Consider the following 21,054-nt stretch of genomic DNA (forward strand, 5'->3'; position numbering starts at 1 on the left):
CTTAACTTTATTCCTAACTCTTCACTCCTAACTCCTAACTATTTAAGTAGGTGTATCTTCTAAGACTCTGCTCGTAGGTTTGCAGTAGTCGTTGAGATTCTGCTAGGGTGATGCGTTTTTCTTCTAATGCTTTCTCGCAACGCTGGCGAATGTTTTCCACCATATCTTCGGAATCATACTGGACGTAGCTTACTACTTCACTCATGGTGTCACCTTTGACAACGTGTTCAATTTGGTAGCCTTTGGGGGTTAATTGGATGTGAACGGCGTTGGTGTCGCCAAACAGGTTGTGCAAATTGCCCATGATTTCTTGGTAAGCTCCATTCAAAAACATTCCCAAATAATAGGGTTCTCCAGGCTTATAGGTGTGTAGTTCTAAAACCGACTTGACATCGCGCAGGTCAATAAAGCGGTCGATTTTACCATCACTGTCGCAGGTGAGGTCTGCCAAAATTCCCCGCCGTGTTGGTTCTTCATCTAAGCGGTGGATTGGCATGATCGGGAATAGTTGATCGATCGCCCAACAATCTGGTGCTGATTGGAACACTGACATATTCACGTAGTAGATGGAAGCCATGATTTTTTCTAAGTCTTCCAGTTCATCGGGTACGTATTCTTGCTGTCTAGTGATGGTAAGAATTTTTTGACAACAAGCCCAGTAGAGGCGTTCGGCTTTGGCTCGTTCTCTGAGGCGTAAAATTCCTAAGTTGAAGCGGCTGATGGCTTCTTCTTTGAATTGTGCAGCGTCGTGGTAGAACTCCTGATAATTCTCTTTGTTAATGGATTGGTAAGTTTCCCAAAGATAATTAATAATCGGGGATTCTCCCTCTTGTGGAGGTTCTGGGTTGTCGAGAGGGACATCACTAGTACTGAGAACGTCGAAAATCAGCACCGACTGATGGGAAGCGATCGCTCGTCCACTTTCACTAATCAGTGTTGGTACGGGAATTTGCCGCTCTGCACAGGTATCTTTTAACTCTGCCACGATGTCGTTGGCATAGTTCTGCATGTTGTAATTTTTCGATGCATAGAAGTTGGTTTGGGAGCCATCGTAATCTACGCCCAAGCCGCCACCAACATCAAGGTATTTCATATCTGCTCCCAGCATTGCCAATTCCACATAAATGCGGCTGGCTTCTTGGATAGCATCTTTAATCACATTGATGGCAGAGATTTGTGAGCCGATATGGAAGTGCATCAACTGCAAAGAATCGAGCAGGTTAGCTTCCCGTAACTTGTCAACAGCCTCTATTACTTCAGGCATTGTCAAACCAAATTTAGCGCGATCGCCACTAGAGGTTCCCCAACGTCCCATGCCTTGGGTACTGAGTTTAGCACGAACACCTAATATTGGTTTAATACCTAACTGACGATTGGCATCAATTACCAAATCAACTTCTTCAATCTGTTCTAAGACGATAATTGGTGTTTGCCCTAGTCTTTGGGCTAACATTGCCGTTTCGATGTATTCTCGGTCTTTGTAGCCGTTACAAACTAACAATGCTCCTGGTGTATCCAACACAGCCAAAGCAATCATTAATTCTGGCTTGGAACCGGCTTCTAAACCAAATTGATGGGGTTTGCCAAATTTCACTAAATCCTCAATCAAATGCCGTTCTTGATTGCATTTGACGGGAAACACGCCACGGTAGACACCAGGGTAATTATAACGAGCGATCGCTTTAGCAAAACAAGCATTCAACCGCTCAATCCGGTCTTCCAAAATATCGGAAAAGCGAATCAACATGGGAAGTCCCAAGTTGCGCTGTTTCATGGAGTTGACCAATTCAAACAAGTCAAGAGAACCCCCGCGATCGCCCTTGGGTGCCACGGTAACGTGACCCGCAGCGCTAATGGAAAAATAAGGTTGTCCCCATCCTTCAATGCGGTACAAGGCTTCGCTATCCTCAATTTTCCAGGAGCGAGGTAAATCTCCTGTGGTAGGACTCGGTGGTAACAGTTTTTTGTGCTTATGATTTTTCACTTCTTTTTGTCCATTGGACGGTACTTGTACCACCTCGTCAGATGTAGCAGTTGACTCAACACCCATTTCTTCCTAACCTCTGTTTTTCACCCACGAGTTAACAATTTAACGCATTCATCTGGGAACGTATATGCACCCAAAGATAATTTCTGAGATAAACTCTGATTGGTCAAGAGTCTTGTGTCATTAGTGATTAGTCGCTAGTCATTAGTCAAGAGTGCAAAACCCTTAGACAAAGGACAAAGAACAAAGGACAATTGACTAGATAAAAACTTTATTAAGCTTTGGGAGATCGTAATGGAGCGCACATTTTTAGCAATTAAGCCTGATGGAGTCCAGCGGGGATTAGTAGGTGAAATTATCCGTCGCTTTGAAACCAAAGGTTTTACCCTGGTTGGTTTAAAGTTACTAAAAGTCAGTCGGGAACTGGCTGAACAACACTATGGCGTTCACCGAGAACGTCCCTTTTTTGGTGGTCTAGTGGAATTTATCACTTCTAGCCCAGTGGTAGCGATGGTATGGGAAGGTGATGGTGTTATTGCATCTGCTAGAAAAATTATTGGGGCGACAAATCCCTTAACAGCAGAGCCAGGAACAATTCGCGGCGATTTTGGACTAAATATTGGTCGCAACTTAATCCACGGTTCTGATGCTCCAGAAACCGCGCAACAGGAAATTGCCCTGTGGTTTAAGGATGAAGAATTGGTCAGTTGGCAACCACACTTAACGCCTTGGTTGCACGAGTAAGGGGAAGTTAGGAGTTAAAAGTTAGGAGTTAGGAGTTAAAAGTTAAAAACTCATAATAATTAATTAATAACTCCTAACTCCTCACTCCTCACTCCTAACTCCCCACTCTCCCTTCCTCCTCACTTACTTAGAGACTTCGCTCTTTTCCGCTTCTATTTGGGGTAATTCAGTACTAACGCGCTTAGAAAATCCCCAGCCTAAAATCAGGAAGATGGCAGTAATCATGATCCATTCTGGGGGAACTAAACTATCGTTCACCACTTTCAACAACAGGCGTAAGCCCACGAACGCTACAGTTACATAGCCTGCGTCTTCTAAATTTTCGTATTCGTCTAGCCAACGAATAAACAATCCCGCCATGAATCGCAGCGTAATAATACCAATTGTTGCACCCGTTAACACTAGCCATTTTTCTTGAGAAACTGCGATCGCAGTTGTCACGCTATCCAAAGAAAATGCCAAATCTGTAAATGCAATCACAGGTATCGCTTGCAACAATGAATTAAACCGCGCCCGNTGATGGTGATCGTCCTTGGATTCTTCCGAGGTAAAGTGTTGGAATACCAACCAAAGCAGATAAGCAGCGCCCAATAATTCAAATTGCCAGAATTGTTGTACCCAAGTGGCAGTGAGAATCAGGCTGATTCGCAGCACATAGGCAACGACTAAACCAAAGTTCAAAGCTTTACGCTCAAGTTCTTTGTCTTCCAGCCCCCTAGCGATCGCAGCCAGGGCGATGGCATTGTCGGCAGATAACAGCGCCTCTAAAAGCACCAGGATCGCCAGAACTATAAGTGCTTCAAGGCTGAAATGAAAGTCGAGGTAATCAAAAATTTGGTCTAGCATTCCGAGTTTCTCAAGCAGAAAAAATTAAAATTTGACAAGAACAGAGATTTTCATGTTAAAAAGCGCAATAAATTGCCACTCTAATTCAGCTTAACGTGCTTGTGGTGCATTTTGAAGAGAGTTAAATGTGTGCGANNNCAGTACAAATGGGATAATTTGCGTATAAGTCAATACATTCAAAGTTTTAACATCTAGNNNGTGCGATCGCAATGGACTGCTGTCAGTTCGCATCTAGAATTAGAAGATGAGAACAAAAATATGGTAAGAATTTATGGATAACACACTTCTACAACGCATCACTCATAATCCAAATATCTGCCACGGTAAACCCTGTATTCGAGGACTTCGTTATCCAGTTGAGTTTATTTTGGAACTGCTCAGTTCTGGCATGACTACTGAGGAAATATTGGCAGATTATGACGATTTAGAATCTAAAGATATTTTGGCTGTCTTGTTATTTGCCGCTCGACTTAGCCAAGTCAAAAGCATTCATCGAATCGCCTCATGAAATTTATTGTCGATGCTCAGTTACCAGTTCGTCTTGCCCGTTTTCTCAAAACTTCAGGTTATGACACGATCCACACCAGAGACTTACCACGGGAAAATGCTACGCCAGATAATGAGATTAATACCATATCAATNTCACAAAATCGAATTTTAATTACCAAACACGTGGATTTTGTCAACTCTTTTTTAACAGTTCAGCAACCTTATAAACTACTTTTAATAACGACAGGAAATATCAATAACTCAGAATTGGAATCCCTATTTATAGCTAACTTCCAATCTCTAGTTNNNTTGTTTAAGCAGCATTCCTATATTGAAATAAATCGAGACACCATTATTGTGCATCAGTAGTCGCTATAAAATTTCTAACATCACACATAGGCTTTAGCTTCTCGTTCTAGACGTTCAATCTCTCTTTTCCACGGCTCAAACTTGTGTTCTCGCTCTTGCAATTGATGTACTGTCGGGTTTCTGGAAGGCTGGGTATCTAGATTAGGCAAAATTCCTTTATCTGCAAGCCAGGCGTGGGAAAATACCTGCCAAAGATAAACATGATCGTGTCTATCGCCACCTAGACAGCGAATCCGTTTGACTGAAAGTGTGGATTCACCAAAAAGGATTTGCTCATTTCTGGAATTTTTCGGAAACAGGCGCGTCTCACTACCTCTTCCACGAAAGAATTCGACTACAAACCACTCACCAAAATCGAATATACAAACCTCTGTTGGATCGCTACCATCATCCTCTAATAGATCAACATCACCTTGGATTTGATACCCTATGGCAATTTGTGATGTCTTGGGTAACAAGATACGAAGCCGTTCAAAGCGGTTACTGTAATTAGCCCAAAAATCCCTGCGACTACATAGCCGATTTGACTCGAAGTTTTCTAAATCCAGCTTGTTCAATATGAGATTTACTAACTTTTGGAAATCACCATAATTGATACCTCCAATCCACTCTCGAAGTCTTTGCCTTGCTGGATCTGAAAGTTTATACCAATTTTCACCATTTCTATAGTTATGTCTCAACCAATCAACCAGTAAAGAATGATTGCTTGCTATATCATTGGAAACATTAGTTAGCAAATGATTAACAGCTTTTATTTGCTGACTATCTGACATTTCATCCAAGCAACTTAACAACCATCTTACTTGCTGCTGAGTTGGAGAGCGAATTGTAGTAAAATAGGGGGTTATATCTTCTATGAATCTGCTGAATAATGGAATCCAAATAGGTAAATCTCCTTTGATTTTGTTTATAAGTTCAGTTCGGTTAATACGCTGTTCACAAGCAATTTTTGCTAATTCTCTACCTGCTTGTTTACTGCAAAGCGCCCGAATAATTTGAACTGGTAGCAGGTGACTAACTAAGTCAGAATTAGCAAAGATATCAAAAGATTCAGCTAGAGACTTTGCTAATCCCTGTTCTTGATGACCACTATAATAAAGAGCTAAATGCCACAATAGCTGATGTTGCAACCATAAATTAGAAATTGCTACCTTCCAAATGGCTGCTGATGTTTTCCTGCATCGGTCAATATTTTGCTGATCCCACTGTGCTTTAGCATGGATGCAGTAAATCCAATCTAACTTACTTACTCGATCAGCTTTACCCTGTTCAATAGCTTCTAATACTTTATCAACACTTGGTATTGATATTGTTGCATCTGGTAAGTTACTTGCAAGTTGAATAAGTTGATTAGGACTACACTGGGGAGTTTCAGGTAGGAAAGGAATGTAAAACTGAGAATTCAATGTTTTAGCTCCTTTAAAGAGTGGTTTTTACAATATCTTTCTTTAACTCATCACTGCGAAACTGAAAGCGGAAAAGTACCTTGCGATCGCCTGGATTATCACGTTTATTGTCAGATTCAATTTCTCCACGACCAGCAGCCAATATTTTCTGGCTTAAAGGTGCTTTGGTAGGGAAATTCATATCATAAAAAATGTAGTTGTAAACTGATGATGATCTCAACAAGCTTAGTTGTAGATTAGTTTTATCGTCTCCATCTGAGCTAGTGTGACCTTCTATAACTACGCGGCTAATTTCCTGCTCAAATTCTGGTTTTGAGAAAATAACCCCACTGTAAACAGGAATAAAGCGGCGTAGGAAGGCTTTACCTTCTTGTTTAAGTTCTGTACTTCCCTTGGCAAAAAGAATTGATTCTTGAATACTGACATCCCCAGTTTCCGGGTTGACTTTGACATTTATATTGTTGCTTTTCATCTGTCCCACAACATTACCAATTACTACCCGTTTTGGTACATCCTTTTCTGCAAGCTGGAGTAGTGCAGTGATAAATAGCAAAGCAAAAAACATTAGTAACCCAGACATTAGATCGCCAATAGACAGATAGATACTAGAGTCATCATCCTCTATAATCTCTGCATCAATTTCACCTCGGATAAAATCATCCATGATTGCTTCCACCATTACCAAATTGGCGGTTATCATGTGCAGCAACTAGAACTTTTGCTGTCTCTAGTAAACCTCCACAAACTCTAGCCATAGAAGTATCTGCTTGTTGGAAAAAGCTTAACTGTGAGTCAACAGTCCTTTGCATAGAAACTTCAAGATGACCCTGCCAAGCCTGAAGGCTATTGTCAAATTTTTCATTCAAATTTCTGTATGAATTGTCAACTATGTTCACTTGCTTGGCAATATCAGTAGTAAGATTTGCTAGTTGTATTAGTCGTTGTGAATCGTTTAATCCAGCCGCAATAACTAATTTGTTAATTTGTTCGACAGATACCTGAATTTTAGTCATACTTTCGTCTACTTCTTGAGTCAATTTACTACGTCTTTCAAATTCCTCTCTAAACACTTGATCAAGATTGTTCACAACCCCAGATAATCCTTCCTGTTGTTTGCCTAGTGTCCCCTCAAGTAAGTTGTTTTGTTCTTGAAAAAACTTCTTTAAATTCTCTTGATATTCTTGCCGGAATTTTGTCAAATCTTCCTCTACTGTTTGGCGGTTGGCTGTGAGTGTTGCGTCGATATTTCCTAAAGTAGCCAGAAGATTATCCTTCGCATCATTCATCAACCCAGAAGCTTGATTACCCACTGTTTGTAGAGTATTAGTCTGCTCATGAAAGGTTCTATTTGCTTGGGTGAGAATTTGGATAATTCCAGTCCGAGTAGCTTGAAGCATCTGTTGTTCTACTGTTGCGCGTTCTTGTAGCGCTGTTTGAAGTTCCTCTCGAATTCCCCGGAAGGTAGCAGCAGCTTGTACTGCACTGGCTTCAAAAGCACTTCGCTGGGCTGTCATTCCTTCGATACTCTGAAGTACCGCTCGATTAATTTCGTGAGATGTTTGTTGTATAACTCCCGTAGTTTCAGTTTGGAATTGACTCAAAGTTTGCCCCATATTGTTAGCAAATCCTTGAAGCATCTCCTTTTCCACAGATGCGCGTTCTTGTAGCGCTGTTTGCAGTTCCTCTCGAATTCCTCGGAAGGTAGCAGCTGCTTGCACTGCACTTGTTTCAAAAGCACTTCTCTGGGCTGTCATTCCCTGGATACTTTGGTTTACGGCTCTATTAATTTCGTCGGCTGTTTGTTGTAAAACACCTTTTGTATCTGTTTGAAATTGATTGAGAGTGTCTCCCAAATTCTTAGCAAATCCTTGAAGTTCTACCAAAGTTTCTTTTTGAAATTTCTCAATTGTCAGGATAGAACTTGCCAAATTTTGAGATATACTACCCAATTCTCTATGCAGAGTCAGCACAGCTTCGGAAGCTTGTTGAGTTAACTCCGCACTTTTATCTAGCCGATCTGCAATCGGTTCGAGTACCTGAACTCGCATATCCTTAATGAGTTCTTCTAAAACTCTCTGCCCCTGATTTTCTTGAAGTTGTCGAAGTTGTTGCTGCTCTTTGAAAATTGCTCGTAGCGCTGGTAGGATAGCAGTCTGCACTTGCTCTCCTACAGATTGACCAATAGCTTGGGCTGATAATTGATTTAAACCTGCGAATTGTTCCGCAATACTCCTACCTACAGCTTGACCAATGCCTTCTGCATTTAGCTGCTTTAACCCAGTCAAGTTTTTTGCTACAAGACTAAGTGCTTCAGCTACTTCATGGTTGTCGTTATCTGCCGTTTTTAAAGTTGCGATCGCTTTCAATTTCTGACGCAAACTATCGCGCCGTTTCTGCCGTAGCGAATCACACCCAAACAAAACTAGAGTAAACAAGCTACCAGAACCAAGCCCCATCAAGGAAGTGGAAAAGGCTGTTTTCATTCCCACCAGCAACTCTTTACTGGCAGTCATCAGTTCTTTGGTATCTTCTGTAGATAAATTGATTCCTTGGAGTCCCTGTTGTATACCATAAAAGGTTCCTAAAACGCCGATGGCAGTACACAAGGTTGTCACGAAGCGTAGGGAACTACGAGGTATGGCGTGGGCTAAAACAGATGGATATTTTATCAGTATAAAATTACCATCTTTTTGTCTGAATCTACTAGAGTCATCAGTTCCTAAATGCTCTTTTAACCATTGGCGAACTTCGTTTGAAAGCTTTACATTTTTACCATTTTTCAAATTACTCAAAAATTTAATAGAGGCTCCAGTTGTGCCACACTCTGAGCGCCAATACTGAAATAGTGTGCAAAGCTCGACAATAATTGCGGCTATTAAGACAAAAGCAGTTGCCCAATGAAAAGGTTCGTTATCCCAAATAATGTCCCAAACTTTTGCTATTTCCACGCTGCACCTTTCTTGTTGATCTTGGTTATTTATATCTTTTTGAATAACTCTAATTCTTTATCCGCAAAAACTTCTTGAGCTATCCGCATTGGGAGATGCTCTGCATACAGGCGTTCTCCTATAGGTTCTCGGAGACGTAAGCTGTAAAGTGCTTCACCTTCTGATTCTTTATCCTCAATTAAATAAACTTTTTCTGGTGCATAGCTTCGCAACAAACGCACTTGCAAACAGGTTTTTAAATCCCGTGAAGAAATAGATAGGGGTGAATCTTCTCCAAATAATTCACTAGCAACTTTCCAAGCGTGGTTAACCGCCACAATTTCGTTAACCAATTTTTCCACCGATGGGTAAAGTAGTTTTGCGGTTTCACTAATCAATGCTTTTGACCTACTTGCCTGAGCTTTAATAGGTCTATAATTCCCAAAATAGGAACTTTTATTTAACTTTTATTGGTAAATCTATTTTGATAAAAGTACTTTTTGATACCAAGCCGCTTTTTGGGCGATTGCTTCAGTATTGATAAGAAAATATTTAATCTTTATAAGAAATACTTAAGTCTTTCTTATAAATGGTTTAACGTGAGTAACAACTGTTTCAACATTGATAAGAAAATATTTAATCTTTGTAAGAAATACTTAAACCTTTCTTATAAATGCTTTAACGTGAGTAACAATTGTTTGAACATTGGCAATAAAAAATTGAAATTTTGCAACAAATACTTAGAGTGTGTGCAATTAAAATACCTCATCTTGATTTGACTATGTAAAATTTGTCTCTCTCCTTAGTAATGCTACGGTGTACACACAAGTCACCAGTTTTATCCCAATACGCTTGAGATAGCGAGAAACCCCTCATGTAGAGACGCGATTTATCGCGTCTAAAAAACTGACACGTTAGGGAGACGCGATAAATCGCCGTCTCTACAAAGAATGGACTCGTCAATTATTCTATTTCGGACTTGTGTGTACACCGTAGCCTTGGTAACGAGAGGAATGTCTGATAGGACAGGGTGAGGTTTTTACTGTAAAATCAAACAGCGATCGCTCTCCTAAATGCTGCCTTATAGTAAAAAATAATAAAATAATGCGATCGCTACCATTATCTTTTAGTAGCTCAACATTACCATTGCTAATTCGATATTTTAAGAGCAATTGAATTTACCACTACGTAACTAAAAATTTCACAAAATCTCTGCCAACTTTATCAGCAGAGTATTTGATAAATCGAATAATCTGATATCATCAGTATCAATACTATTTACTTCACCAGCTAACAGATTTTTCACCGCAGATAGCCTGTCATCTATTTCAGAAATTCTCCACGATTCATCTAAGTTTACGGCAAAATCAAACAGCGATCGCTCTCCTAAATGCTCTCTTACCCTCACAGCTACACTATCATTACTTACCAGAAATTCTTTAATAGTATCTAATTGAAAATTACTTAATATTTCATCATGTCCCCACGTTTCTAGCCAGTCTCCCTCCACATCTTCAACGTAAATATTGACAAAATCAACTCCATAAGTCAGCCAGTTCTGCTGCATTTGTCGCGCTGTCGCTAAAGCTTCAGCAAACGTATCTACTTGATTGTTGCAGTGAGTTTCTCTTTTATTAGCCATAGAAGCTGTAATTAGCACGTAAGTATATAGGCTAGACACNAAATCTGAAATATCAAATTCCTGAAATTTCACGAAAATTTTAAATATTTGCCACCAGAAAGGTAATCACTGTTGTACAGGGCCACGTTGACTAACTGGTTCACAAAATTAGTATCCTTGGGATTGTAACTTAAGAACAATCCTCTCTCTATTTCCCACGATCGCAGTGTATTTTGCCAAGCTTGGTACTTTTGGTGATTGAGTTCTTCACTAACACTGGTAACTTGAATGCACAGTGGTTGATTGTTACGACTAACAATTAAATCTGTTGCCATAGAAAGGTCGGCAATATAACGCTGCCAAAAACTACCCTCTCGCTGAACAATATCTTGTGCTATTGATCTAATGATATCATTATCAACCTGATTAAATTCACCCGCCATCAATTTTTGCTTCCAAATATAAAACTTGGAGTCACTTGCATTAAACCATCTGGGAAAGAGATAACCATACCAATATCTCTCAATCGGTGTCATCATCTCGAACTTTGCGTTTTGTTCCTCTTCTGAAGGTAAGGATTTGATCATCAGCCATATTGTCGAATCCGTAATCACCTCTAGCAGAAAGGCGATGACAAAGGGTTTTGCAGTCAGAGAACCTGGCTTGATGTTTTTTACCCAACGATTGATTTCATCTAATCTTCTCGCTAAATTATGATCTATCGAGGAGGCTTGGAGGGTAAGGGACTTTAGCTGATCCTTAATTTCTTGTGCTTGCAATCGATGCCCTACTTTCAGAAGATTACGCTTTTTTTACACATTGATAACTAGATTTTAACTTGAAAGTGTCTTTAGTTCGTTTCCTGATGTAATCAAATATTCTCTAGGTCGATGCCCTGTATACGTAAAACCTCCCGTAGTCGAGCAATTTCTTGCTCTGCTCGTTCGGCGCGTTCTTCTGCCTGTTCGGCACGCAAACGTTCAAGTTCCGCCAATTCCTCTGATGATAGTATTAATTGATTTTCAGTAGTGAAGAATCTTAATTTACCTTCATAAACTCCTAAATAAAGTTCTAACTGCTGACTCCACAAACGTCCATCAGTGGTTACTTGGATTTCTTGATACTTACCGTCAACTAAATGGAATCCTTGAAGTTCCATTGTTACAGGGTCAAACCAGAAATAATCTGGTGTACGGAAGGTATCTTGGTAAACTTGTTTTTTTAAACCTTTATCAACTGCTGTCGTTGAACTTGACAAAATTTCCACAATCAAGTTGGGATATTTGCCGTCTTCTTGCCAGACTACCCAACTCTTACGGTCTTTTTTTGGGTTCCCAAAACTACAAAAAAGTCTAGGCTCACGGAAATGTTCTGATTTTTTCTGGTTAGGACTATAGTAAATCGTCAAATTACCAGAAGCATAAAAGTCTTGCCGATCTCGCCACCATAATTTGAGGATGCGAATCAGTAAATCGATTTGTTCTCGGTGTATATCACTTTCCAAAGGTGGCTCGTCACTCAGTATATCGCCAGGAGGAAAAATAACTTCGTCTTCTGAAATACCATCAGAGATGATTTCTAGGGTAGCAGGTTCAGACATCAGCGATCGCCCCGCAATTATACGTTCATTTTACTGAAAATTTGGTAACTTGCAGATGCTTTTAAGAACTTGTAATAACTTAATTGCACCGGGAGATTCATTCAGATTTAATAATGGCATTAACTGATAAGTTGGTTGCTGTTCATGTCTTAAATAAACAAATTGATAACGCAGTCCGTTAGTTGCCAAACTCCAAACTGATGGTTGTTGGGCTAAACTTTTAAAGGCATAAGTGAGTAATTGAGGTAAACCCTCACCTACTTCAACCGCACTATTTTTCGTTTCAATTACTACAACCCAAAAAGGCGGCGCAATATTACTTTGAGGACTGTTGATTGCTAAAATATCCATCCGCCCGGTAATTCTTTTGTCTTCATCTTCGACTGCGTTGTTTACCGCCGCAGGCATCGCAATGCTATCTTCCATTGTCAACCGAATCGGCACATCGTAGAATCCTGAGAGCCGCATTAAGGGTGCGATCGTTAAGAATTTAACCAACCCTTCAGAAATTTTACCTGCACTTAAATAACGATCAAAGTCGTTTCTGATTCGTAATAAATCCTGCTGTTCAAAGTCAGAGAGTGGTTCTAGCCTTAAGAAATCTGTAAATGAACCATTGGAAAGCTTTTCTAATTTGAGAAAGCGATGAACATCGTTGAGAGATAAGCTGCTACCTTCGACGGTGAGGGGCATAGTTTCAGACTTTGTTTGTCAAGACTACTTATATTTTGCAACATTGGCGGTAGATAGGTTGCAATGTAACCTTTTTAACTTTCTTGATCGCTTGCTTTTGCTAGATGAAAATGAATGTATACTCAATAACTCGGCAATTTCTACCCAGCTTAACGAAAATCTAAACATTGTCTAGCACAACTGGGCTAAAAATGGTTTTTAGTAACAATAGCGATCGCACTCATAACTAACCATGTCTCAACCAACTATAGAATCAATCCTACAAGAGAATCGCCTCTTCCATCCTGCCTCGGAATTCTCGCAGAATGCCCATATCAAAAGCCTGGAAGATTATCAGCGTCTCTACGATCAAGCCAAAGCCAATCCGCAAGAATTTTGGGCAGATTTGGCTGGAAAAGAATTAGAATGGTTCCAAAAATGGGATACAGTATTAGACTGGCAACCACCTTTTGCTAAGTGGTTCGTTGGTGGTAAGATGAATATTTCTTACAACTGTCTTGACAGACATCTCACTACCTGGCGCAAAAATAAAGCAGCACTGATTTGGGAAGGAGAACCAGGTGATTCCCGTACCCTTACCTACGCCCAACTCCATCGGGAAGTTTGCCAATTCGCCAATGTATTGAAGCAACTGGGTGTACAAAAAGGCGATCGCGTTGGTATTTATATGCCGATGATTCCCGAAGCTGCGATCGCAATGTTAGCCTGTGCCAGAATTGGCGCACCCCACAGCGTGGTATTTGGTGGTTTTAGTGCCGAAGCTTTGCGCGATCGCTTAATTGATGCTCAAGCTAAACTGGTAATCACGGCTGATGGTGGTTGGCGCAAAGATGCGATCGTTCCTCTTAAAGAACAGGTAGACAAAGCCTTAGCTGATGGTGCTGTTCCCAGTGTAGAAAATGTCCTAGTTGTCAAGCGCACCGGACAAGAAACTAATATGCAGTTGGGGGGACGCGATCATTGGTGGCATGATTTGCAAAAAGGAGTATCAGCAGATTGTCCGGCCGAACCAATGGATAGCGAAGATATGCTGTTTGTCCTTTACACTTCTGGCAGCACAGGCAAACCGAAGGGCGTAGTGCATACAACTGCTGGTTATAATTTGTATACCCATATCACTACCAAGTGGATATTCGACCTCCAAGACACAGATGTATATTGGTGTACCGCCGATGTCGGTTGGATTACTGGGCACAGCTACATTGTCTACGGGCCCCTTTCCAACGGTGCAACCACGATAATGTATGAAGGTGCGCCCCGGACTTCTAATCCTGGCTGCTTCTGGGATGTAATTGAAAAATACGGCGTTAATATTTTTTATACCGCACCTACAGCAATTCGAGCATTTATTAAGATGGGTGAACACCATCCGAATGCGCGAAACTTGTCTTCATTGCGTTTGCTGGGAACCGTTGGCGAACCAATTAACCCGGAAGCTTGGATGTGGTATCACAAAGTTATTGGTGGAGAACGTTGTCCAATAGTTGATACTTGGTGGCAAACGGAAACCGGCGGTATCATGATTACACCACTACCAGGGGCAATTCCCACCAAACCTGGTTCGGCAACCCTTCCCTTCCCTGGAATTATTGCAGATGTCGTGGATTTAGAAGGAAACACCGTACCCAATAACGAAGGCGGTTATTTGGCAGTACGACATCCGTGGCCAGGAATGATGCGGACAGTCTACGGCGATCCAGAACGCTTCCGCCGCACCTACTGGGAACACATTCCGCCCCAAAATGGTAACTATACTTACTTTGCTGGTGATGGTGCAAGACAAGATGAAGACGGTTACTTCTGGGTAATGGGTCGTGTGGATGATGTACTGAATGTTTCAGGACACCGACTCGGTACAATGGAAGTAGAATCAGCTTTAGTTTCGCATCCAGCGGTTGCAGAAGCGGCAGTAGTGGGTAAACCCGATGAACTTAAGGGTGAAGAAGTCGTTGCTTTTGTGACTCTAGAAGGCACTTATCAGGGAAGTGAGGAACTGATTAAAGAACTCAAACTACACGTTGTCAAAGAAATAGGTGCGATCGCCCGTCCCGGAGAAATTCGCTTTACAGACGCTTTGCCCAAAACGCGATCGGGTAAGATTATGCGGCGCTTGCTGCGGAATCTAGCTGCTGGACAAGAGGTATCTGGAGACACTTCGACATTGGAAGATCGGAGTGTATTGGATAAGTTACGAGAAGGTGTGTAAATAATTTCAGATTAGCTTAAGAAGGGCGCACATATATGCATTAGTGTCAACTTAAGCCGAAAACTATATCGGACAGGCGTTTTGCAAATCCCTCACGCCCTCATCCCCTCTTCTCCCTAGGGAGAAGGGGAATTGAATGTCTAGCTCCCCTCTCACGGATGGGAGAGGGGCTGGGGGTGAGGGTAAAACGCTGTCAACAAGCGGGTTTAGCCTTAAGTTGACACCTATGACGTATATGCTGCCCTTACCGTCTGTCTTGTGATGCATTACGCGCTAACGCAGGCCAATTTATCATAAAGATTAGAACATTATTGAGGCATTCAGGGCGATGAAGGTGAAGTGCAAATCCAAATCAGCATTTGTTCAACCTATTGGCTGCATGATGCTGAGTATTATCAGTGTAATGGGTATATCACCATTAGTCTTAGCGGTTCCTGGACAAGTTTCTTTACATTCGCCAGAACAGTCTGCACAGAGACAACCACAAAAACTAGCACAATTTTCAGGCACAGGAACACCAGAGCGATCGCAACTCCTGCAACAAGCCAATGGTTTATTTAGCCAGGGAGACTTAACAGGTGCAGAAGAAAATTTACGCAAATTAATTAAAAAATTCCCAGACGATGCTTTCGGACACTTTCAACTGGGAAATGTACTTTTTCGGCAAAAGAAACCAGAAGATGCAATTAGCTCCTTTCGAGAAGCCATTCGCCTCCAGCCAAAATACGCTCTAGCTTACAATGCGATTGGTATTGTTTACGCAAGCCAAAGTCGTTGGGAAGAAGCCATTACTGAATATAAAAAAGCTCTGGAAATTAATCCTAATTATGGCGAAGGGTTGACTAATTTTGCACTAGCATTGTGGCAAACAAATAAAAAAGACGAGGCGCTATCTTCTTTAGAAAAAGCTTTAAATATTTTCAAAGAACAGAATAGAGGTGAAAAAGTTAACCAAGTAGAACGAATTTTAAAAGAGATCAAAACTGCTGAAGATCCTAGTGTTTCCTGAAAATCATATTATTCAGTGGATAAAAGTTAAGAATAGTTGCTGCGATCGGCTTTAAGGATGCTTTGCCAGAAGTGTGATCGGGTATTATGCATCCATTACTACGGAATTTGGCATCTGGCTTGTAATTATTGTGGGGTGGGCTAGCCCACCCTCTAAAAAGCATCAAAACAGAATAATTGTATTGTCATGAATGAAATATTTCTGTTAGCCAGAGAAACTGTAAGAGTGATTTTTCACATGAATGGGGGATACACAAGAGTAGTCTGGGAACGTTCGGAAAATACTGTATGGGCAGGCATAGGATGGATTTTTGATATACCAACTTATGTAATCCCATACGATTTACGAGCAATAGGTTCTCATTTTCTATTATCTATAGTTAAGCCGAATGCGAATGATTGTGAGGATATAGAGAATATTCGCAGTAATCGTAATAGCTTTTTTCATATAGAAAGATTGACTTTTGTTATATAAATGGCATCTAACTTAGTCGCACGTCTATTCAAGAATAGCAAAATAGCAATCTACAATAAAAATCAGACAAACCTTCGTTAAAGCCTATGACTTTCCTATCGGCATTAACTTTACCCGATCACACCCAGTTACCAGACTCAGACGGTACATTCGTGAAAAACTGGCAAGAGCATCCCCAAAGTATTTTACTCACTGACTCGATTAAACTTGTCTTAGAGGAACTTTATCCTGATAGTCAATATTGTATTGGACAGGATTTAGGCATCTACTGGCGATTGACAGATCCTCCTGAGAAAGGGGCTGAAGCACCAGACTGGTTTTATGTACCCAATGTACCATCTACTCTCGATGGTAAAACACGGCGTTCTTATGTGTTGTGGAAGGAGTTTATTGCACCCTTAATTGTAATTGAATTTGTCTCTGGAGATGGTTCAGAAGAACGAGATAGCGCACCGCCATCTCAAGGGCAAGGTGGAAATGTTGGTAAGTTTTGGGTTTATGAGCAGGCAATTAGAGTGCCTTATTATGGAATTTATGAAGTAGCAAAAGCACAGGTTGAAGTTTATCACCTAGTTGATAATAGTTATCAACTGATGCAACCCAATGAACGAGGACATTATCCAATTGCTCCTATGGGTGTAGAGTTAGGAATCTGGCAAGGATTTTATCAGAATGCAGAGTTACCTTGGTTGCGCTGGTGGAATGCACAAGGAAATTTACTGCTAACGGGTGAGGAACGGGCGGAAGTTGAGCAACAAAGGGCTGAAACTGAACGACAGAAGCGGCTTTTAATTACAGAGAAATTGCGATCGCTTTCTGCTGAACAACTCAAGGCTTTAGGAATTGATCCAGAAATGTTGGATTAGGAAATATTCTCATCTACTAATAATACATCTTCATATATTTCTGCGATCGCACAACGAAAATCAACGCTAGCTAAATGCACTTCTCCCGCTTGTTCATAAGGGTAAAGTACCCACTGTCCTTGTTCGTTGCGGCGGAAGCATTCTACACTCATTCGATCTGGTGAAATTAGCACATATTCTTGTAGTGATTCTAAGTGTCGATAACTAGCAAATTTCTTTCCTCTGTCATAGCCTTCGGTTGATTCAGAAAGCACTTCGATAATTAAGGAAGGATAGCACTTAAAATATTCAAATTCTTTATCTCGTGGATCGCAAGTCACCATTACATCGGGATAAAAATAGCGATTTATGACCTCAATTTGTGCTTTCATATCTAACATATAGACACGGCAAGCACTACCCCGGAGATGGTTTCGCAGCAGTACAAACAAGTTTCCTACTACAGTAACATGAGCATCACTCGCCCCTGCCATTGCATAGACTTGTCCATCAATATACTCGTGTTTAATTTCACTTACTTTCTCGCCTTCTAAATATTCTTCTGGAGAGATATAGTACTCACTTTGGCTAATGACCATTTTAGTACCTGAGTAGTTTTATCAAATATTTTAACCCATACAACAAATCTAATGAGCCACAGCGCCACCAGTTGGCTTCACTTTTTTGAGGAATAAAATAGCAATCCCACTGAGTAATAATGCAATACCAATAAAGTAGAAACAATCGTTAAAAGCCATTACAAATGCTTCCCGACGGACTATATTGGATATAGATGCGATCGCTTGATTTTGGGCTGTATTTAAATCTGCTCCACGACTAATAAAATACTGCGTCATTTGGTCAATTCGCTGTTGAGTTTCTGGGTTATATAAAGATACTCCATCACCCAATCTATTCGAGTGAAATTGTTCTCTATTTGTTAATAAAGTCGCTAAAGAAGCAATTCCTATAGAACCGCCTAGATTCCGCATCATATTAAATAAACCACTTGCCGAACCTGCTTCTTTCGGACTCAAACTAGCAGTAGCAATAGAAGTTAGCGGAACCATAATTAGGGGTTGTCCCATTGCACGCACAAATTGCGACCACCGTAATTGATCTAATCCTGTTTCATTAGTCATTCCAGAGTTCATAAATGCACTGATGGAAAATAAAGTGACACCAACAGCCACCATTAAGCGCACATCAATGCGTTGCATCAATTTGGGTATGAGGGGAATAATAAATAGTTGGGGAATACCAGCCCAAATCAACACTTCACCAATTTGCAGCGCATTGTATTTTTGAATTTGGGCGAGATACAACGGTAAAATATAAATTGAACCATACAATCCTACGCCCAGCGACACATTGACAATACTAGCTAAACCAAAGTTGCGCCTAAACAAAAGCCGCAAATTAATAAATGGTTGCTTACGAGTTAATTCAATATAGAAAAATATCGCCAAGAAAATTCCTGCAATTATACTTAAGCGCACAATCAAAGCTGAACCGAACCAATCTTTGCGGCTACCTTCTTCTAAAACAACTTGTAGGGAACCTAAGCCAATAGCCATCGCAATAATTCCCCACCAGTCACCTTGTTTGAGTAAATTAATTTGGGGTTTTTCTTGCTTAATTCCGTACCAAACACCAGCTAGCATTAATGCCCCTGGAATTACATTTATATAAAAGTTGTATTCCCAACCAAAATTTTCGGTTAACCAACCTCCTAATGTCAGGCCAATTGAGGGCGCAAAAACTGCACTAAACCCAAATGCAGCCAGTCCGACTGATTGTTTTGATTGGGGTAAAGTTGTTAAGACAACTGTCATAGCAGTGGGAATTAAAACTCCTCCGCTAAAACCTTGCAAGGCGCGAAATAAAATCATGGAATTAAGATCCCATGACCAAGCACAGCATATAGAAAAGAAGATAAAGAGTGCAGTATTGACTAATAAATAACGTTGCAGAGAAAATACTCGTGATAACCATCCTGTTAGAGGAATTACCACAATTTCTGCTACAAGATACGCGGTAGAAATCCAAGAACCTTCTTCGAGAGTTGCTCCTAAACTTGCTTGAATATCTTGCAGCGAAGCATTAGTTATTTGAATATCCAATACCGCCATAAATGCACCAAGCATACTGGCTAATACACCAATCCAGGTTCTTAGCGGTACACGCTCTGGTGGTAAAGCAGGATTTTGCCCTTGCTGACGAATTACACCTGTATTAGCCATAACTTTATTCCAGTTTTAAGGTTAAGTAGCAAAAAATTTTATGATGAAATCTTATACTAATATGTTCTCTGCCTCTGCGTAAGCTTGAATCAGCAACGCTAAGAGGATGTCTGAGAAGTATCAAATATTTCTTGATCCCCCCTAACCCCCCTTAAAAAAGGGGGGAACAAGAGTCTTAAAGTCCCCCTTTTTAAGGGGGATTTAGGGGGATCTCCAAGGGTTAGATGTATACAAAAAAACTTTTCAGACATCCTCGAAAAATTAAAAAATAATTGCTATGGAAAGTTCCATTAAGATAAATATAAAGCAGATTTAAGCACAGTTATTTATCTTAAACTTCTTGAGTCGTAATAATCCCCTTTTGCTCATAAATTGGACGCATTATTTTCCTTAAAGCAGGTAACTGTCTGCTAAAAATAATTGACCCTAAAATACAAGCTATTCCATCAATAATTAAAGTGTTGGGAGCGCCAATACGACTTGCTAGGAAACCTCCTAATAAATTACCTACTGGAATCATTCCCAAGAATGACATTGTGTATAAGCTCATCAATCGCCCGCGTTTATCGTCTTCAACAATGGTTTGTAAAAATGTGTTGCTAGCAGCAATCTGGAGAATTGTTCCTAAGCCAACAAATAACATTGTAAATAAAGAGAGTGGTAAAAATCTAGATAAAGAAAAGGCAATTAGACCAGTTCCTAAAATTGCTGGAGCTAGAGCAATCAATTTCCCAATTCCTAAGATTGTTTGGCGCGTAGCTAGATAAATACCACCAGTTAAGGCTCCAACTCCAGATGCCGCCATCAAAAAACCCAAACTTTCTGCACCACCTTTGAGAACTTGTTCGGCAATAACTGGGACAAGAATAGTGTTTTGCAGTCCCATCAGGCTGACTAAGGCTGATAGCAACAAGACGGATCGAATGGGTGGGAAGCTAAAGGCATATACAAATCCCTCTTTGACTTTTTGTAAGGGATTACCGGCAGTTACCGAATTTTTCCAAGGTTTAACTTTCATTGCCAATAAAGCGGCGATTACAGCAATGTAGCTCAAACCATCAATTAAAAAACAATAGCCAGTTCCAACCCTAGCAATTAATAAACCCCCGATCGCAGGGCCAATTAATCTAGCACCGTTGAACATCGTGGAATTAATAGCGATCGCATTGGCTAAATCTTCTCTGCGTTCAACTAATTCTGGCACAAAAGCTTGACGGGCTGGCGCATCTAAGGCGTTAATAAATCCTTGAAACAAACTCAAGGCGATGATGTGCCATACCTCAATCACTCCAGTTAACGCTAGCGCTGCTAATGTTAACGATTGAATCATCGCCAAGACTTGCGTACCAATTAAGGTACGATACCGAGAAAAGCGATCTACAAATACTCCGCCAAAGGGAGCTAAAAAAAAGTTAGGAATTTGACTAGAAAATCCCACAACTCCCAGCATTAATGGGGATTTTGTCAAGTCATAAACTAGCCAAATTGTGGCAAGTTGCGTCATCCACGTCCCAATTAGGGAAATACCTTGCCCAGCAAAAAACAGCTGGTAGTTTCTTGACCTTAATGCAGGTAGTAGCGATTTTTTCATGTCA

The 21,054-nt window shown here is 40.6% G+C and carries 20 protein-coding genes; 6 read left to right on the top strand and 14 right to left on the bottom strand.

Annotated elements, in window-relative coordinates; genetic code table 11:
• Window positions 1-34: 34 nt before the first annotated feature.
• Window positions 35-2,050 carry a biosynthetic arginine decarboxylase gene (gene speA / locus QUD05_RS17835; protein WP_289797236.1) on the bottom strand — a complete coding sequence of 672 codons (2,016 nt, stop codon included), beginning with the start codon at window positions 2,048-2,050 and terminating at the stop codon, window positions 35-37.
• Between the two features lie 231 nt (window positions 2,051-2,281).
• Here speA and ndk point away from each other — a divergent pair, with 231 nt between their 5' ends.
• Entirely contained in the window at window positions 2,282-2,731 is a 450-nt protein-coding gene (gene ndk, locus QUD05_RS17840) for a nucleoside-diphosphate kinase (protein ID WP_289797237.1), read from the top strand.
• 123 nt (window positions 2,732-2,854) lie between these two features.
• Here the strand turns inward: ndk and QUD05_RS17845 are convergent, their stop codons facing one another.
• Complete coding sequence (locus QUD05_RS17845) at window positions 2,855-3,577, bottom strand: TerC family protein (RefSeq protein ID WP_289797238.1); 723 nt, start codon at window positions 3,575-3,577, stop codon at window positions 2,855-2,857.
• 271 nt (window positions 3,578-3,848) lie between these two features.
• Here QUD05_RS17845 and QUD05_RS17850 point away from each other — a divergent pair, with 271 nt between their 5' ends.
• Both QUD05_RS17850 and QUD05_RS17855 read left to right on the top strand, forming a co-directional pair.
• The gene (locus QUD05_RS17850; RefSeq protein WP_069068569.1) at window positions 3,849-4,085 is read left to right on the top strand and encodes a DUF433 domain-containing protein; all 237 of its coding nucleotides are present in this window, start codon (window positions 3,849-3,851) and stop codon (window positions 4,083-4,085) included.
• Window positions 4,082-4,435, top strand: coding sequence for a DUF5615 family PIN-like protein (locus QUD05_RS17855; RefSeq protein ID WP_289797239.1), 354 nt, complete (start codon window positions 4,082-4,084; stop codon window positions 4,433-4,435). The genes QUD05_RS17850 and QUD05_RS17855 overlap by 4 nt, the downstream gene beginning before the upstream one ends.
• A 20-nt stretch (window positions 4,436-4,455) precedes the next feature.
• On the opposite strand, the gene QUD05_RS17860 is transcribed toward QUD05_RS17855, so the two are convergent.
• The 9 genes from QUD05_RS17860 to QUD05_RS17900 form a co-directional block, all read right to left on the bottom strand.
• Complete coding sequence (locus QUD05_RS17860; protein WP_289797240.1) at window positions 4,456-5,841, bottom strand: EH signature domain-containing protein; 1,386 nt, start codon at window positions 5,839-5,841, stop codon at window positions 4,456-4,458.
• 13 nt (window positions 5,842-5,854) lie between these two features.
• Window positions 5,855-6,541 (bottom strand): OmpA family protein, encoded by a 687-nt coding sequence (locus tag QUD05_RS17865; RefSeq protein ID WP_289797241.1) that lies wholly within the window; start codon window positions 6,539-6,541, stop codon window positions 5,855-5,857.
• Entirely contained in the window at window positions 6,498-8,789 is a 2,292-nt protein-coding gene (locus QUD05_RS17870) for a hypothetical protein (RefSeq protein WP_289797242.1), read from the bottom strand. Before QUD05_RS17870 ends, QUD05_RS17865 begins: the two co-directional genes overlap by 44 nt.
• A gap of 29 nt (window positions 8,790-8,818) precedes the next feature.
• Complete coding sequence (locus QUD05_RS17875; protein ID WP_289797243.1) at window positions 8,819-9,166, bottom strand: hypothetical protein; 348 nt, start codon at window positions 9,164-9,166, stop codon at window positions 8,819-8,821.
• Between the two features lie 570 nt (window positions 9,167-9,736).
• Window positions 9,737-9,940: a hypothetical protein gene (locus QUD05_RS17880; RefSeq protein WP_289797244.1), complete on the bottom strand. Its 204-nt coding sequence runs from the start codon at window positions 9,938-9,940 to the stop codon at window positions 9,737-9,739.
• 29 nt (window positions 9,941-9,969) lie between these two features.
• Complete coding sequence (locus tag QUD05_RS17885) at window positions 9,970-10,410, bottom strand: hypothetical protein (protein WP_289797245.1); 441 nt, start codon at window positions 10,408-10,410, stop codon at window positions 9,970-9,972.
• A 68-nt stretch (window positions 10,411-10,478) separates the two neighbouring features.
• Window positions 10,479-11,168, bottom strand: a complete 690-nt coding sequence (locus tag QUD05_RS17890) for a hypothetical protein (RefSeq protein ID WP_289797246.1) — start codon at window positions 11,166-11,168, stop codon at window positions 10,479-10,481.
• Window positions 11,169-11,260: 92 nt separating this feature from the next.
• The gene (locus tag QUD05_RS17895; protein WP_289797247.1) at window positions 11,261-11,989 is read right to left on the bottom strand and encodes a Uma2 family endonuclease; all 729 of its coding nucleotides are present in this window, start codon (window positions 11,987-11,989) and stop codon (window positions 11,261-11,263) included.
• A gap of 30 nt (window positions 11,990-12,019) precedes the next feature.
• Window positions 12,020-12,682, bottom strand: coding sequence for a restriction endonuclease subunit R (locus tag QUD05_RS17900; RefSeq protein WP_289797248.1), 663 nt, complete (start codon window positions 12,680-12,682; stop codon window positions 12,020-12,022).
• Window positions 12,683-12,914: 232 nt separating this feature from the next.
• On the opposite strand from QUD05_RS17900, the gene acs reads away from it, so the two are divergent.
• The 3 genes from acs to QUD05_RS17915 all read left to right on the top strand — a co-directional run bounded on the left by acs (window position 12,915) and on the right by QUD05_RS17915 (window position 17,237).
• Window positions 12,915-14,888, top strand: coding sequence for an acetate--CoA ligase (gene acs, locus QUD05_RS17905; RefSeq protein WP_289797249.1), 1,974 nt, complete (start codon window positions 12,915-12,917; stop codon window positions 14,886-14,888).
• 328 nt (window positions 14,889-15,216) lie between these two features.
• Complete coding sequence (locus tag QUD05_RS17910) at window positions 15,217-15,897, top strand: tetratricopeptide repeat protein (RefSeq protein ID WP_289797250.1); 681 nt, start codon at window positions 15,217-15,219, stop codon at window positions 15,895-15,897.
• A gap of 560 nt (window positions 15,898-16,457) precedes the next feature.
• The gene (locus tag QUD05_RS17915; RefSeq protein ID WP_289797251.1) at window positions 16,458-17,237 is read left to right on the top strand and encodes a Uma2 family endonuclease; all 780 of its coding nucleotides are present in this window, start codon (window positions 16,458-16,460) and stop codon (window positions 17,235-17,237) included.
• Here the strand turns inward: QUD05_RS17915 and QUD05_RS17920 are convergent.
• From QUD05_RS17920 to QUD05_RS17930, 3 genes are all read right to left on the bottom strand, one after another.
• Window positions 17,234-17,815 (bottom strand): Uma2 family endonuclease, encoded by a 582-nt coding sequence (locus QUD05_RS17920; protein ID WP_289797252.1) that lies wholly within the window; start codon window positions 17,813-17,815, stop codon window positions 17,234-17,236. The genes QUD05_RS17915 and QUD05_RS17920 overlap by 4 nt on opposite strands.
• Window positions 17,816-17,863: 48 nt before the next feature.
• Complete coding sequence (locus QUD05_RS17925) at window positions 17,864-19,459, bottom strand: DHA2 family efflux MFS transporter permease subunit (RefSeq protein WP_289797253.1); 1,596 nt, start codon at window positions 19,457-19,459, stop codon at window positions 17,864-17,866.
• A 331-nt stretch (window positions 19,460-19,790) separates the two neighbouring features.
• Window positions 19,791-21,050 (bottom strand): MFS transporter, encoded by a 1,260-nt coding sequence (locus QUD05_RS17930; protein WP_289797254.1) that lies wholly within the window; start codon window positions 21,048-21,050, stop codon window positions 19,791-19,793.
• Window positions 21,051-21,054: the final 4 nt, after the last annotated feature.

Origin of the sequence: Nostoc sp. GT001 (genome assembly GCF_030382115.1) — a bacterium.
GTDB lineage: Bacteria > Cyanobacteriota > Cyanobacteriia > Cyanobacteriales > Nostocaceae > Nostoc.